General features: G+C 34.5%; 13 protein-coding genes and 1 riboswitch. Of the genes, 9 read left to right on the top strand and 4 right to left on the bottom strand.

Features of this window, described 5'->3' with window-relative positions; genetic code table 11:
• Positions 1-74: 74 nt before the first annotated feature.
• The 4 genes from AP058_RS08765 to AP058_RS08750 are packed head-to-tail and all read right to left on the bottom strand — an operon-like array spanning position 75 to position 6,276.
• A complete protein-coding gene (locus AP058_RS08765; protein WP_197413395.1) occupies positions 75-1,475 on the bottom strand; it encodes an efflux transporter outer membrane subunit in 1,401 nt (466 codons plus the stop codon).
• A complete protein-coding gene (locus AP058_RS08760) occupies positions 1,465-4,635 on the bottom strand; it encodes an efflux RND transporter permease subunit (protein WP_066309320.1) in 3,171 nt (1,056 codons plus the stop codon). Before AP058_RS08760 ends, AP058_RS08765 begins: the two co-directional genes overlap by 11 nt.
• A gap of 39 nt (positions 4,636-4,674) precedes the next feature.
• Positions 4,675-5,775, bottom strand: coding sequence for an efflux RND transporter periplasmic adaptor subunit (locus AP058_RS08755; protein WP_066309318.1), 1,101 nt, complete (start codon positions 5,773-5,775; stop codon positions 4,675-4,677).
• 15 nt (positions 5,776-5,790) lie between these two features.
• Entirely contained in the window at positions 5,791-6,276 is a 486-nt protein-coding gene (locus tag AP058_RS08750; RefSeq protein ID WP_066309315.1) for a GbsR/MarR family transcriptional regulator, read from the bottom strand.
• Between the two features lie 237 nt (positions 6,277-6,513).
• Between AP058_RS08750 and AP058_RS08745 the strand changes: the two genes are divergently transcribed.
• The 9 genes from AP058_RS08745 (at position 6,514) to AP058_RS08705 (ending at position 14,684) form a co-directional block, all read left to right on the top strand.
• Entirely contained in the window at positions 6,514-7,743 is a 1,230-nt protein-coding gene (locus tag AP058_RS08745) for an HD domain-containing protein (protein WP_082706620.1), read from the top strand.
• Positions 7,744-7,877: 134 nt separating this feature from the next.
• Positions 7,878-8,921 carry a UDP-3-O-(3-hydroxymyristoyl)glucosamine N-acyltransferase gene (gene lpxD / locus AP058_RS08740; RefSeq protein WP_066309311.1) on the top strand — a complete coding sequence of 348 codons (1,044 nt, stop codon included), beginning with the start codon at positions 7,878-7,880 and terminating at the stop codon, positions 8,919-8,921.
• A complete protein-coding gene (locus tag AP058_RS08735; RefSeq protein WP_066309601.1) occupies positions 8,914-10,302 on the top strand; it encodes a bifunctional UDP-3-O-[3-hydroxymyristoyl] N-acetylglucosamine deacetylase/3-hydroxyacyl-ACP dehydratase in 1,389 nt (462 codons plus the stop codon). The genes lpxD and AP058_RS08735 overlap by 8 nt, the downstream gene beginning before the upstream one ends.
• A gap of 71 nt (positions 10,303-10,373) precedes the next feature.
• On the top strand, positions 10,374-11,159 hold the full coding sequence (lpxA, locus tag AP058_RS08730; RefSeq protein ID WP_066309309.1) for an acyl-ACP--UDP-N-acetylglucosamine O-acyltransferase: 786 nt from the start codon (positions 10,374-10,376) through the stop codon (positions 11,157-11,159).
• A 104-nt stretch (positions 11,160-11,263) separates the two neighbouring features.
• Positions 11,264-11,830, top strand: a complete 567-nt coding sequence (gene efp / locus AP058_RS08725; RefSeq protein WP_066309306.1) for an elongation factor P — start codon at positions 11,264-11,266, stop codon at positions 11,828-11,830.
• A 102-nt stretch (positions 11,831-11,932) separates the two neighbouring features.
• Positions 11,933-12,862, top strand: coding sequence for a UDP-3-O-(3-hydroxymyristoyl)glucosamine N-acyltransferase (locus AP058_RS08720; RefSeq protein ID WP_066309298.1), 930 nt, complete (start codon positions 11,933-11,935; stop codon positions 12,860-12,862).
• A gap of 2 nt (positions 12,863-12,864) precedes the next feature.
• Positions 12,865-13,227: a nuclear transport factor 2 family protein gene (locus tag AP058_RS08715; RefSeq protein WP_066309295.1), complete on the top strand. Its 363-nt coding sequence runs from the start codon at positions 12,865-12,867 to the stop codon at positions 13,225-13,227.
• An 87-nt stretch (positions 13,228-13,314) separates the two neighbouring features.
• Positions 13,315-14,187 carry a succinate--CoA ligase subunit alpha gene (sucD, locus tag AP058_RS08710; protein ID WP_066309294.1) on the top strand — a complete coding sequence of 291 codons (873 nt, stop codon included), beginning with the start codon at positions 13,315-13,317 and terminating at the stop codon, positions 14,185-14,187.
• A 68-nt stretch (positions 14,188-14,255) separates the two neighbouring features.
• Positions 14,256-14,684, top strand: coding sequence for a hypothetical protein (locus AP058_RS08705; protein WP_066309598.1), 429 nt, complete (start codon positions 14,256-14,258; stop codon positions 14,682-14,684).
• Between the two features lie 112 nt (positions 14,685-14,796).
• A riboswitch (SAM-I-IV-variant riboswitch) is annotated at positions 14,797-14,893 on the top strand.
• Positions 14,894-14,944: the final 51 nt, after the last annotated feature.

Raw genomic sequence — 14,944 nt, 5'->3', positions numbered from 1 at the left:
TAAAAGCCATTAAACATTGCTATTTAATGGCTTTTTGAATTAATATTACCTAATACATTTTGGTTAAAAATAACCTATTGCCATCCGCCTCCAAGTGCTTTATACAATTGGATAATAGCATTATACTGTTGAAATTTATTGTCTATTAAGCTTAACTCAGCGTTTAGCGCATCATTTTTAGAAGTTAAAACCTCTAAATAATTTACCATTCCGTAAGTAAGTAATTCATCAGAATAACTGCTAGCTAAAATCAAAGCATCTACTTGTTGTGTTCGCACTGCAATTTTATGAGTTTCATTGTTGTATTGTGCTAACGCATTTGAAACTTCATTTCCAGCATTTAATAAGGACTGTTGAAATTGTAATAAAGCTGCTTCTTGATTGGCTTGTGCCACTTCGTACTGCGTTCTTATTTGTCTTTTGTTAAAAATAGGTTGTGTTAAACCGGTGATTACATTAGCAAACAAAGAATTAGCACTAAACCATTCTTTTAAATCGATACTTTGCAAGCCACCCGAAGCGGTTACGGTTAGGCTAGGGTAGAAGCTACTTTTTGCCACATTGGTTTGCTCAAAATTAACGATCAAGTTATATTCTGCAGCAATAACGTCAGGTCTGTTTCTTAATAATACAGCAGGAACACCCAAAGCAATTTGCGGATTAACATTTTGATTTTCTAATGTGCCACGCGCTATGCTTTTAGGATTTTCACCCAATAATAAATTAAGCTTGTTTTCTAGAAATTTTACATTGTTTCTCAAATCGGCCAGAATCAATTCTGTAGCATACTTTTGAGCTTCCGTCTGTTTTACTCCAACCTCATTAACATTTCCTGCGTTTTTAAGTGCTTGAATTGTCTCTATGCTTTGCTCTCTGTTGAGCAATGTTTTTTCGGTAACCTTAATTTGAGCATCTACCGAAAGCAATTCGAAATAAGTCGAAGAAATTAGTGCAATAAGCTCTGATTTTACAGCTTGATTAGCCGCATGAGTTTGCAAATAGGCAGCATTCGCAGCACGTTGATTACTACGAATTTTTCCCCAAATGTCTGCTTCCCAAGATAAATTTCCTGCCAATTGGTATTGGTCAGAACTTCTATTTTGAAGTACCGATCCAAACTGGCTATTTTTAGAAAGCTCAGAATGCGTCCAATCTGCTCCAATAGCAAATGTTGGTAAATATCCCGCTTTTCCTTGCTTCATCATTGCTTCAGAGGCAGTTAATGTTTGCATTGCAATTCTAATATCAAGGTTGTTATCTAACCCTTTTTGAATGTATTGCTGTAAGATAGGATCTGTAAAAATATTTTCCCACTTCATATTTGCAAACGAAATACTATCTGTACTTGTTTCTTCAGTTCTAAAAAGATTGTCCGTTATCACTTCGGGTCTTTTATAATCTTTTGCCACAAAACAGGATTGCAGAAGCAATGCAGTGGCAAGAAGAAGTGTTATTTTGATTTTTCTATTTTTCATTTTCTTCATTTAATAGTGGTGTTTCTTCTTCTGTCGCTGCTACTGGTTTTCCAGAAATGCGCTCTTGTAATCCTTGAAAAATTACAAACAAAATCGGAATAAAAAATACTCCAATAATAGTACCGACCAACATTCCTCCAACAGCACCCATTCCGATAGAACGGTTACCTACAGCTCCAACTCCAGATGCTAATGCTAATGGCATCAAACCAAAGATAAAAGCCAACGAAGTCATTAAAATTGGTCTCAGACGTGCTTGAGCACCTTCAACAGCAGCTTGAACTAAAGGCATACCTTGTCGTCTTCTTTGAATCGCAAACTCAACGATCAAAATCGCATTCTTGGCGAGTAATCCGATAAGCATAATCAGGGCAACTTGAAAATAAATATTGTTTTCCAGTCCTGCTAGTTTTACGAAACCAATCGCTCCAGCTAAACCAACTGGTAATGAAAGAAGTACAGCCAAAGGCACTAAATAACTTTCATATTGTGCACTAAGTAAAAAGAAAACAAATATCAAACTCAATAAAAATACGCCTGCAGCTTGACTTCCGGCAAGGATCTCTTCACGAGTCATTCCAGAGAATTCATAAGAGTACGTTTTTGGTAAATGCTCTTCCGCTACTTCTTGAATTGCTTTAATAGCATCTCCCGAACTGTAACCTGGTTTTGCTTTACCGTTTACGTTAACCGCTTTAAGCATGTTGAAACGTGCTACAGCTTCTGGTCCGTAAATGCGTTTAAAGTCGATAAATTGACTGATAGCAACTTGTTGTCCGCTCGCATTTTTAACGTAAATATTATTGATAGATTCAAGATTTTCTCTATCTGATGGCTTAGCCTGAATCATTACACGGTATTGTTTACCGAATTTGTTGAAATCCGTAGTATATAATCCACCGTAATATCCTTGCATTGTATTGAAGATATCAGTGATAGAAACGCCAGCATTTTTGGCTCTTTCTACTTTAATATCCATTTCATACTGCGGGAAGTTTGGATTAAAGTTAGTAATCGCGTACTGAATTTCAGGTCTTTTCATTAATTCACCTAAAAATTCATTCGACACTTTACTTACCGTTTGCCAGTCATCGTCACCTTTATCTTGAATTTTTAATTCAAAACCATCGGCACTACCAAATCCAGAAACACTTGGAGGCGTAAAGAATAACGCTTTCGCATCTTTAAAGTGTGCTGTTTTCGCAAATAATTGTCCAACAACTGCTTCAACTGATTGATCGTCGCCTTTACGGTCTTTCCAATCTTTTAATCTAATAATGGTAAAGGCATATGAACCACCATTTACACTGTTTAATAAACTAAAACCAACCACACTCATACGTGCTTCTACAATATCCATCGAAGCAATGATTGAATCTAATTCCATTACTGCTTGTTGGGTTTTCTCTAATGTTGTTCCTGGAGGAAGCGTTAAATCTCCCATAATTATTCCTCTATCTTCATTCGGAATAAATCCAGAAGGAGTAGTTTGGAATAATAAAAATGTAATACCAGAGAACACAATTAACGCTACTACTGTTATCCATTTTCTAGCGGCTAAAAAACGCAACGATTGAACGTATTTGTTATTCATGCGGTCAAAACCTGCGTTGAATGCTACGAAGAAGCGATCTTTAAAATTTTTATTGTGATGCTCTGAATCTACATGTGGTTTTAAAAACAACGCACACAATGCTGGACTCAAAGTCAATGCATTTACTGCTGAAATTAGAATAGCAATTGCTAATGTGATCGCAAACTGTTGGTAGAAAACTCCTGATGGTCCACTTAAAAATGAAACCGGAATAAATACTGCCGACATAACCAAGGTAATCGAAATAATAGCACCTGTAATTTCGCTCATCGCAGAAACCGTTGCTTCTTTTCCAGATTTTGCTCCTTGATCTAGTTTGGCGTGCACCGCCTCGACGACGACAATTGCATCATCGACGACAATACCAATGGCCAAAATCATTGCAAATAATGTTAGCATATTAATGGAGAAACCAAGAATCTGCAAGAAGAAAAACGTACCAATAATTGCTACTGGAACTGCAATAGCAGGAATTAATGTCGATCTAAAATCTTGCAAGAAGATATAAACCACAATAAATACTAATATAAAAGCTTCTATTAAGGTATGAATCACATTATCAATAGAGGCATCCAAAAACGTTTTTGTATTAAAAGGAATTACATAATCAACTCCTTTTGGAAAATCAGGTTTAGCATCGTCCAAAATTTGAACAATTTCGGTAATAATATCCTGAGCGTTGGAACCTGAAGTTTGAAAAACTCCAACTGCAACACCTTGTTTACCCATCGCAATATTTTTAGTTCCGTAATTGAAACCTCCTAATTCGACAGTAGCAACATCTTTTAAGTGAAGAAAATTACCGTTACCCGTCGATTTGATTACAATATTTTCGTAATCCTTAATTTCAGATAAACGACCTTTATATTTAATTACATATTCATAAATACCTTCGGCATTTTCACCAAATTTACCAGGAGCTGCTTCTACGTTTTGCTCTTGTAACGCGGCTTGAATCTCTTTTGGACTCACATTGTAAGCAGCCATTTTTTCTGGATCAATCCAGATTCTCATGGAGTAATCTTTTGCTCCAAATACGTTTACTTGTCCAACACCTTTTACACGTTGCAGCTTTGGAACCAAGTTAATTTTTGCATAATTCTGAACATATGTTTCATCAAAATTATCGTTATCAGAGTACAAAGCAAAAAACATCAAAGCACTGGTTTGACTTTTTAAAGTTGTAACTCCCGTTTGCACTACTGCTTGCGGTAATTTACTGGTCGCACGAGCCACACGGTTTTGAACGTTTACGGCGGCGATATCTGGATCTACACCCAATTCAAAATAAACAGATATTTTGGCAGAACCATCATTAGCAGCAGAAGAAGTCATGTAAGTCATTCCTTCTACTCCATTAATTTCTTCTTCCAAAGGAATTACGACACTATTTAGTACAGTTTCGGCATTTGCTCCAGTATAGGTAGCAGTTACCTGGACAGTTGGTGGAGCAATCTCGGGGTATTGCTCGACAGGCAATGACATTAATCCTAATACCCCTAAAATGGTAATTAAGATTGAAATAACGGTCGACAGAACCGGTCTTTCTATAAAAGTTTTTAACATCTTATTATAATTAATTTAGTCCAAAGCAGGACTGTTATTTTATTTTGTTGGAGTTGTAGTAGCAGCTTGACCTTTTGGCTGAGGAACGATTTCTGTGTTCTCTTTCAATTTCGAAGCACCTTCAACAACAATTACTTCGCCAGTTTCTAATCCGTCGGTAACAATAAAATTCAATTCTGATGTACCACTAGTTTGAATAATTCTAGATTCTACTTTATTGTCTTTTTTAACTACGTAGATGGTTTGTTTTCCTTGTACTTCAAAAACAGCATTTTGCGGAACTAAAATCACTTCTTTCTGTTCAATTGGCAAGCGAACAATTGCAGTCCCACCACTTCTTAAAATAGCATTTGGATTTGCAAATTCAGCTCTAAATTGAGTGGTACCAGTTGTTGGATTTACTAATCCGTTCATGGTAGCCAATTTTCCTTTTTCGCTGTATTCTGAGTCGTCAATTAAAACTAGTGAAACCAGTGGAGCGTTTTTAAGTTTTTCGGCAGTAGTTTGTCCTTTAAATGTTTTATTAAAAAACAACAACTGCTTTTCATTCATAGAAAAATAAGCACGCACTATTTTTGTATCAGAAACAGTTGTTAAAGGTGTTTCACTTGTAGAGTTTACTAAACTTCCTTCTCGGTAAGGCAAACTTCCAATTACACCATTTACAGGAGATACAATTGTTCCAAAACCAATACTAGCCGCAATACTTCCATAATTACTTTTTGCTTGTGCTAATTTTGCTTTAGCGGTTTCTAGTTGAACCACACTAATTATATTACGCTCTACTAACGGAACCAAACGATCAGTTTCAACTTGAGCTGCATGCACTGCTGCTTTTGCTGCCGATGCATCTTGATTTAAAGTTTGTGTTTCTAGTTTAAAAAGTAATTGTCCTTTTTTAACTATTTGTCCTTCATCAACGTATATTTTTTGAATGAAACCATTAACTTTCGGTCTGATTTCTACATTTTGCTGCCCTTCAAGATTAGCACTGTAATCTTGATAAGTAACCGCATCTTGTTTTTCTACGGTTTGCACAGGAAAAGGAGCAGGCCCTTGAGCTGGTGCTTGTTGTTCTTTTTTTCCGCAAGAAGCGAAAATAAGGAAAGCAGCGACTATCGATAATTTGATGTTCTTCATTTTTTTTAAGGTTGATTATCTATTATTGTTTTCTAATTCTTTAAATTCTTGTATTGATTCTAAAAGTAACTTTTCCACTTTTTGAACGTAAGCTTGATATGATCTTGAATGTTTTAAACTGTTGCTTTCCTGCTCACACAAAACCGTTTTTTCTCGGTAAGCATGCAGTTTATCGATGATCTTTTTTTCATACTCAATAACTTTTACATAATGTATCAAGCGATCGCTAAAAGGAGCAGCTTTAAAGTGCTTTTTTCGATCTCCCGAAATCGTGTAGTATTGAATTTTATCCATTTTTAAGAGTAAATTCAAATTGGTCGAAACCGAACTCTTACTAGCGTGCATCGTTTCTACAATTGATTCAAACGTCAAACCTTCTTTGCAACCATCCAGAATCAGTAAGGCAAGTATTCTTGCGCCTAACGGAGATAAATGATAGATGGATTCGAAGTGAATACCAAACATTTCAATCAGCTCTTCTTTTTCAGACTGTAAATCCATTTTAGTTTATTTTTATGCAAAATTAATGTTAGTTCGCTAATTACCGAACCAAACGAACTATAATCTTTTGTTAAAAAATTAAACACCCACTTCTACAACTTAAAAACATCGAACTTTTACCTAAAACAAATCCCACTTCTAGCATTGACGATTACTAGTGATAAATATTTAAAAATATTATCCAAAATAAGTAGTAGTTAATTATATATATTTGTCGGGCAAAAAATTGAGTAAATGGTGAACCAAATTAATAAATTAAAAATTTTCAATGATCCAATTTATGGTTTCATTACCATTCCGAGTGCACTCATTTACGATTTAGTTCAGCATCCGTATTTTCAGCGTTTGCGTCGAATCTCACAAATGGGTTTGTCGTATTTAGTTTATCCTGGCGCCAATCATACTCGTTTTCATCATGCTTTAGGATGCATGCATTTGATGCAAAAAGCAATAGAAACCTTGCGTTTTAAAGAAGTTGAAATTTCTGCTGAAGAAGAAAGTGCGCTTTTAGTTGCTATTTTATTGCATGACATTGGTCACGGTCCGTTTTCGCATGCCATGGAAAAAAGCATTGTGGAAGATGTGAATCATGAAGCTATTTCGCTATTATTCATGAATCAGTTAAATGACGAATTTGACGGAAAGTTAAGTTTAGCCATTCAGGTTTTTAAAGGAGAGTACCACAGAAAGTTTATGTTGCAATTGATTTCAAGTCAGTTGGATATGGATCGAATGGATTATTTAAAGCGAGATAGCTTTTACACTGGTGTTGCCGAAGGAAATGTCAATTCTGAGCGTTTAATTCAGATGATGACTGTAGTTGACGACGTTTTAGTTATTGAGGAAAAAGGAATTTACTCGGTCGAAAAATTTTTGCTTTCTAGAAGATTGATGTATTGGCAAGCCTACTTGCATAAAACCAGCTTAGTAGCCGAATTAATTTTAATGAAAGTACTAAAAAGAGCTAAGGAATTGACGTTGAAAGGAGAAATATTACCGTGCAGCGTTCCTTTTCAGTTTTTTTTGCAAAATAAGGTTACTTTTGAATCATTTGATTCTAAAACATTAGATTTGTTTAGTCAAATGGATGATTTTGATATCATTAGCGCATTAAAAGCGTGGCAGACTTATGATGATTTCATCTTGTCTACCTTGAGTAAAATGATAATTAATAGAGATTTATTAAAAATAAAATTAAGCGCCGAAAAAATTTCTGCCGAAGAGGTACAAGCTTTAAAAGAAGAATACGCTGCTTTAAATAACATATCAGTACACGATGCTAGTTACTTTATTTATAGAGGTAAGATAAAAAATCAAGCATACAGTAAAGAAGCAGAACCCATTCGAATATTAAAAAAAGATAGAACAATTGAAGATGTCGTAGAAGCATCTGATCAATTGAATTTGAAATCATTATCTAAATTAGTAACTAAATATTATTGTTGCTTTCCAAAACAACTGATTTAAAATTAACATTTAAAACCTATTTTTTATATTTTTGCCGGAATACAAATGCGTCATGACATTATTTTTGAATAGAAGTAGAGCACTAATACAAGAGTTCCATCTTATTCCTAAATTAAAAATGTAATCAGATTAAGATGAAATTTACAGCAGAACAAATAGCAGGAATTTTAGAAGGTCAAGTTGTCGGCAACCCAAATGCCGAAGTCAGCCGCCTGTCTAAAATTGAAGAAGGAACAGATGGTTCTCTCACCTTTTTAGCAAATCCTAAATACAACAACTTTATATACACAACAAAAGCATCTGTTACCATTGTTAATGAGTCCTTTAATCCAGAATCGGAAGTTAGCACTACTTTAATAAAGGTCGAAGATGCCTACGCGTCTTTTTCTAAATTATTAGAATTTTACAATCAAGTAAAATTAAATAAAAACGGGATAGAAGCAAGCACTCACATTTCAGACAGTGCAAAATATGGAGAAAACTTATATTTAGGAAGCTTTAGTTACATTGGAGATAATGTCGTTTTAGGGAGTAATGTGAAAATTTATCCAAACAGTTTTATCGGCGATAATGTCGTTATTGGTGATAATGTTTATATTTTTGCGGGGTCCAAAATTTATTCGGAAACCGTAATTGGAAACAATTGTACTATTCATTCCGGAACAATAATAGGAGCAGATGGTTTTGGTTTTGCCCCAACCGAAGAAGGCACTTATAATAAAGTACCGCAAATTGGAAATGTTATAATCGAAGATAATGTCGATATTGGCGCAAATACAACGATAGACAGAGCGACTTTAGGATCTACCATTATTAGAAAAGGAGTAAAATTAGACAATCAAATTCAGATTGCGCATAATGTTGAGATTGGTGAAAATACCGTAATTGCAGCGCAAACAGGAGTAGCAGGATCTACCAAAATTGGTAAAAATTGCATGATTGGCGGACAAGTGGGTATTGCAGGTCATTTGGTTATTGGGAATAATGTACGAGTACAAGCCCAATCTGGAATTGGAAGAAATATAAAAGACGATGAAGTTTTACAAGGTAGTCCTACATTTGGATATACTGATTTTAGTAAATCGTATGTTCATTTTAAAAATTTACCCAAAATTGTTGCCGAGTTAGAAGATTTAAAGAAACAAATATTAAACCAAAAAAATGGAAATAATGGTTAAACAGAAGACCATCAAAAATGAAATTTCACTAACTGGTGTAGGATTACATACTGGAAAAGAAGTTACAATGACTTTTAAACCAGCTCCAATTAATAATGGATTTACTTTTGTAAGAGTTGATCTTGAAGGGCAACCTATTATTGAGGCAGATGCTAACTATGTAGTAAATACCCAAAGAGGAACTAATTTAGAAAAATTAGGAGTTAAAATTCAAACTTCAGAGCACGTTTTAGCTGCCTTTGTTGGCTGTGATGTTGATAATGTTATTATCGAACTAAATGCTCCTGAACCGCCAATAATGGACGGGTCTTCAAAATTTTTCGTAGAGGCAATTGAAAAAGCAGGTGTTGAAGAACAAAATGCCGAACGAAAAGTATATGTTGTAAAAGAAGTTATTTCGTTTACAGATGAAGCTTCGGGTAGTGAGATTTTAGTAATGCCGTCAGATGATTACCAAGTTACGGCTATGGTCGATTTTGGCACAAAAGTTTTAGGAACTCAAAACGCAACTTTAAAGAATATTTCTGATTTTAAAAAGGAAATTTCAAATTCTAGAACGTTTAGTTTTCTTCACGAATTAGAGTCATTACTAGAAAATGGATTAATTAAAGGAGGCGATTTAAATAATGCTATTGTGTATGTCGACAAAGAAATTTCGGAAACAACAATGGCGAATTTAAAGAAAGCCTTTGGTAAAGAAGAGATTTCAGTTAAACCAAATGGTATTTTAGACAACCTAACGCTACATTATCCTAACGAAGCGGCACGTCATAAATTACTAGATGTAATAGGAGATTTAGCTCTAATTGGTATTCGTATTCAAGGAAAAGTTATTGCTAACAAACCCGGACATTTTGTAAATACACAATTTGCAAAGAAAATGGCAAAAATCATTAAAATTGAACAGAGAAATCAAGTTCCAGTTTATGATTTGAATCAAGAGCCATTGATGGATATTCATCAAATTATGGCAATGCTGCCACACAGACCTCCATTTTTATTTATCGATAGAATTATAGAAATGTCTGATAGTCATGTAGTTGGTTTGAAAAATGTAACGATGAACGAAAATTTCTTCGTAGGACATTTTCCGGAAGCACCCGTAATGCCTGGAGTTATAATTGTGGAAGCAATGGCGCAAACAGGAGGAATCTTGGTTCTAAGCACCGTTCCAGATCCAGAAAATTACCTAACCTATTTCATGAAAATCGACAATGTAAAATTTAAACAAAAAGTTTTACCTGGAGATACGTTAATTTTCAAATGTGATTTAATCACGCCGATACGCAGAGGTATTTGCCACATGCAAGCCAATGCTTATGCTAACGGTCGATTAGTTGCCCAAGCAGAATTGATGGCGCAAATTGCTAGAAAACCGTAAATAAAAAATCAAGTTTTTAAGAGGTAATTCTTTTAGAAACTTTTTTAAAATATAAATATAAAAAAACACAGATGAATCAACCGTTAGCTTATGTTCATCCTGGCGCTAAAATCGCTAAAAATGTTGTTATTGAACCTTTTACTACCATTCATAATAATGTTATAATTGGTGAAGGAACGTGGATTGGTTCCAACGTGACAATTATGGAAGGAGCTCGTATTGGTAAAAATTGTAATATTTTTCCAGGAGCGGTGATTTCAGCAGTTCCTCAAGATTTAAAATTTGGAGGTGAAGATTCACTGGCAATAATTGGGGACAATTGTACTATTAGAGAATGTGTTACCATTAACAGAGGAACTATTGCTTCTGGTCAGACATTATTAGGTAATAACTGTTTGGTTATGGCTTACGCACACATTGCGCACGATTGTGAAATTGGAAACAATGCGATTATAGTAAATGGAGTTGCTTTGGCAGGTCACGTAATTATTGGTAATTACGCCGTAATTGGTGGTTTGGCTGCAATTCATCAGTTTATTCATGTTGGAGATCATGCCATGGTTTCTGGAGGTTCTTTGGTTCGTAAAGACGTTCCGCCTTACACTAAGGCCGCAAAAGAGCCGTTATCTTATGTAGGAATTAATTCCGTTGGTTTAAGAAGAAGAGGTTTTAGCACCGATAAAATAAGAGAAATTCAAGATATTTATAGAATCTTATATCAAAAAAATTACAATACAACTCAAGCTTTAAGTATTATTGAAGCAGAGATGGAAGCAACTCCAGAGCGCGATGAAATTTTAGATTTTATTCGAAAATCATCAAGAGGAATCATGAAAGGATACTCAGGAAATTATTAAAGGAAAAAACGCTATTGGCTTTTGGCAAGTTGCCTTTAGCCTAAAAAAATAATCAAACATCAATCGCTATCAGCCACAAGTTGCTAGCCAAAAGTAAATTATATATGGCATCTACATCAGATATTAGAAACGGACTTTGTATTAAATACAATCACGACATTTATAAAATCATTGAATTTTTACACGTAAAACCAGGAAAAGGACCTGCCTTTGTAAGAACTAAATTAAAAAGTTTAACATCAGGTAAGGTTTTAGATAACACTTTTTCAGCAGGACATAAAATTGAAGATGTTCGTGTAGAAACGCATACTTATCAGTTTTTATATGCAGAAGGAGATGATTTTCATTTTATGAATACCGAATCATTTGAACAAATTACGTTGCAAAAAAACATTTTGGATAACCCAGATTTGTTAAAAGAAGGAACAAACGTAATGGTTCAAGTAAATACTGAAACTGATTTACCGTTATCGGTTGATATGCCAGCTTCTATTATTTTAGAAGTAACGTATGCAGAACCAGGTATTAAAGGAAACACAGCTACAAACGCAACTAAATCAGCTACGGTTGAAACAGGTGCAACTGTAAATGTTCCGTTGTTTATAAATGAAGGTGATAAAATTAAGATTGACACTGCTTCAGGAAATTACATGGAGCGCGTAAAAGAATAAATAAACTATAAAATGAGAATTTGTCTGAATAGAAACTAGTTTGTTTTTTTACTAGATTATACTCTCATTTTTTTGATTATCTCATGGTCCGAATTATAAAATATGAAATTTCAAAGAGAATATTCTTTACAAGAAATTGCAGACTTGTTAAATTGTGAGTTTGTTGGTAGTGCAGATTTTAAAGTTTTAGGAATGAACGAAATACATGTAGTCGAAAGTGGCGATATCGTATTTGTAGATCATCCAAAGTACTATGATAAAGCATTGCAATCTGCCGCTACAATTGTTTTAATAAATAAAAAAGTAGACTGTCCTGATGGAAAAGCACTTTTAATTTCAGACGATCCTTTTCGAGATTTTAATATTCTGACGCGTCATTTTCGACCCTTTCAATTTGCCAATGTAGCAATTGCCACATCTGCAAAAATTGGAGAAGGAACGGTTATTCAACCAAATTCTTTTATCGGAAATAATGTTGTTATTGGTACAAATTGCTTGATTCATTCCAATGTTTCTATCTATGATAACACTGTAATTGGTAATAATGTCATCATACATGCCGGAAGTGTTTTAGGAGCTGACGCTTTTTATTATAAGAAAAGAGAGGCAGGTTTTTATCAGTTGTTTTCGGGTGGAAGGGTAGTAATTGAAGATAATGTTGGTATTGGTGCGCTTTGTACAATTGACAAAGGAGTCACTGGAGATACTACAATAAAAGAAGGAACAAAATTAGACAATCAAGTGCATGTTGGTCATGATTCGATCATTGGAAGAAAATGTCTGATCGCTTCTCAAACAGGTATCGCAGGTTGTGTAATTATTGAAGATGAAGTAACTATTTGGGGACAAGTAGGCACGACAAGCGGAATTACAATAGGAACCAAAGCGGTGATTATGGGGCAAACGGGTGTAACCAAATCAGTGGAAGGCGGAAAATCTTATTTTGGAACTCCAATAGAAGAATCAAGAGAAAAATTGAAGCAGTTGGCTTATATCAAAAAGATTCCCGAAATTTTAAATAAATTGAAGTAACTATGTCTACTAAAGAACTTGTTGAGAAATTTTATAAATCGGATGCCCTAATTGATAGCGAAGTTTTAAAAGACTTTTTGCATCCAGAAATTGCTTTTGAATGGCAAAGCAGTAATGGTTTGATTCAGATGAATTACGATTCTATGTTGGAGTATGCGAAAGGTCTAAGTAAAGCTTATGTGCGGTCTAAAGTTCGCGTGAGTCACATCATTTCTGATGGCGATACCGTGGCAATACGTCATGCGCACTATGTAAAAACGATTGAAAACCCGAGAGAAGAAATATTATTGGCGCATTTTATGGTAATGTGGCAAATCAAAGACAATAAATTGTATCGTGGATATCAAATGAGTCAATTATCTTAGCAATTTTATCAAGAAAAAGAGCTTAAAATTTACATAAAAAGCGTTACTTTTGCATCAGAATTTATAAAATCACATAAAAAATATATCATGAGTGTTTTAGTTAATAAAGATTCCAAAATAATTGTTCAAGGATTTACAGGTAGCGAAGGTACTTTCCACGCTTCACAAATGATTGAATACGGTACAAATGTTGTAGGTGGTGTAACTCCAGGAAAAGGTGGAACAACTCATTTAGAGCGTCCAGTATTTAACACTGTTAAAGACGCTGTAGAACAAGTAGGTGCTGATACTTCAATTATTTTTGTACCGCCAGCTTTTGCTGCTGATGCAATTATGGAAGCTGCAGATGCTGGAATTAAAGTTATCATTGCAATTACAGAAGGAATTCCAGTTGCAGATATGATTCACGCTAATAAATATGTTAAAGAAAGAAATGCAAGATTAATTGGGCCTAACTGTCCAGGTGTTATTACTCCAGGAGAAGCTAAAGTTGGTATTATGCCAGGTTTTGTTTTCAAAAAAGGAACAGTTGGTATCGTTTCTAAATCAGGAACTTTAACGTACGAAGCTGCTGACCAAGTAGTAAAGCAAGGTTTAGGAATTACAACTGCAATCGGTATTGGTGGAGATCCAATTATTGGAACAACTACAAAAGAAGCAGTTGAATTATTAATGAACGATCCAGAAACGGAATGTATCGTTATGATAGGTGAAATTGGTGGTCAATTAGAAGCGGATGCTGCTAAATGGATTAAAGCTGATGGTAACCGCAAGCCAGTTGTTGGTTTTATTGCAGGAGTTACTGCTCCAGCTGGTAGAACAATGGGTCATGCAGGTGCAATTGTTGGAGGTTCTGACGATACAGCTGAAGCTAAAAAAGAAATCATGAGACAATGTGGAATACATGTTGTTGATTCTCCTGCTGAGATTGGTAAAAAAGTAAAAGAAGTTTTAGGTTAATCTAAAATTTAAAAATAAATTCCAAAATGCCTCACGAATTTGTGAGGCATTTTTTTAATTAAAGGATGATGTATAAAGAGTTAGAAAAATTTGATCAAACTAATAGTTTTAGTTTTTCAATAGAAGATAGTTTAGAAGCGGTGTGTAATGCCCCAGAATCTGGTTCAGGTGTTTTTGTTGTTTATGAAATAGATGGCGAAAACAAAGAGTTAATCATGGTGGGTTCTACTGGAACTGTTCAGAATGACGGAACTTTAAAAATTAAAAATGGTGGTTTGCACGACAAAATCGTAAACGGACATCAATTTGCAAAAACAGGACGTAAATATTCTTGGCCAGCACAAATGAAAATTGAAAACATTTCGCTTCTAGAAGTAGTTTGGTATGAAACATTTAATGAAACTGTAAAAGCAATTCCAACAGCAGTGGAAGGGCAAATTTTGCAAGATTTCTTAGATGAAAAAGGAACTTTACCAAGATGGAATGTAGCTTTTTAATACATTTTATCAAAAAATAAATGAAAGCTTTACTTCGGTAAGGCTTTTTCTGCAAATAGTAGTAGTGAATGGACAATCGTTGACTGTTCTTCAAAATATATAGTTTATTTGCAGTCGTTATCACGAATCTCGCAATGAGATAGCAACCTGCAGCAACAAGCAAGGTGCTAAAACGATAAGCCAAATCCTTTGGAAAAAATGTTGTTTTCACAGCCCTTTTCAGATTTATTTGTCGTTTCAATCGTTTTATATTTAAAATT

This window comes from Flavobacterium sp. TAB 87, assembly GCF_001529295.1.
Lineage (GTDB): Bacteria > Bacteroidota > Bacteroidia > Flavobacteriales > Flavobacteriaceae > Flavobacterium.
This window is presented reverse-complemented; position numbering and strand designations above follow the sequence as displayed.

Coding starts and splice junctions, on each gene's coding strand:
- AP058_RS08765 (WP_197413395.1), bottom strand. CDS start 1,475: ATGAAAAATAGAAAAATCAAAATAACACTTCTTCTTGCCACTGCATTG.
- AP058_RS08755 (WP_066309318.1), bottom strand. CDS start 5,775: ATGAAGAACATCAAATTATCGATAGTCGCTGCTTTCCTTATTTTCGCT.
- AP058_RS08715 (WP_066309295.1), top strand. CDS start 12,865: ATGTCTACTAAAGAACTTGTTGAGAAATTTTATAAATCGGATGCCCTA.
- lpxA (WP_066309309.1), top strand. CDS start 10,374: ATGAATCAACCGTTAGCTTATGTTCATCCTGGCGCTAAAATCGCTAAA.
- AP058_RS08735 (WP_066309601.1), top strand. CDS start 8,914: ATGGTTAAACAGAAGACCATCAAAAATGAAATTTCACTAACTGGTGTA.
- AP058_RS08720 (WP_066309298.1), top strand. CDS start 11,933: ATGAAATTTCAAAGAGAATATTCTTTACAAGAAATTGCAGACTTGTTA.
- AP058_RS08750 (WP_066309315.1), bottom strand. CDS start 6,276: ATGGATTTACAGTCTGAAAAAGAAGAGCTGATTGAAATGTTTGGTATT.
- sucD (WP_066309294.1), top strand. CDS start 13,315: ATGAGTGTTTTAGTTAATAAAGATTCCAAAATAATTGTTCAAGGATTT.
- efp (WP_066309306.1), top strand. CDS start 11,264: ATGGCATCTACATCAGATATTAGAAACGGACTTTGTATTAAATACAAT.
- AP058_RS08705 (WP_066309598.1), top strand. CDS start 14,256: ATGTATAAAGAGTTAGAAAAATTTGATCAAACTAATAGTTTTAGTTTT.
- lpxD (WP_066309311.1), top strand. CDS start 7,878: ATGAAATTTACAGCAGAACAAATAGCAGGAATTTTAGAAGGTCAAGTT.
- AP058_RS08760 (WP_066309320.1), bottom strand. CDS start 4,635: ATGTTAAAAACTTTTATAGAAAGACCGGTTCTGTCGACCGTTATTTCA.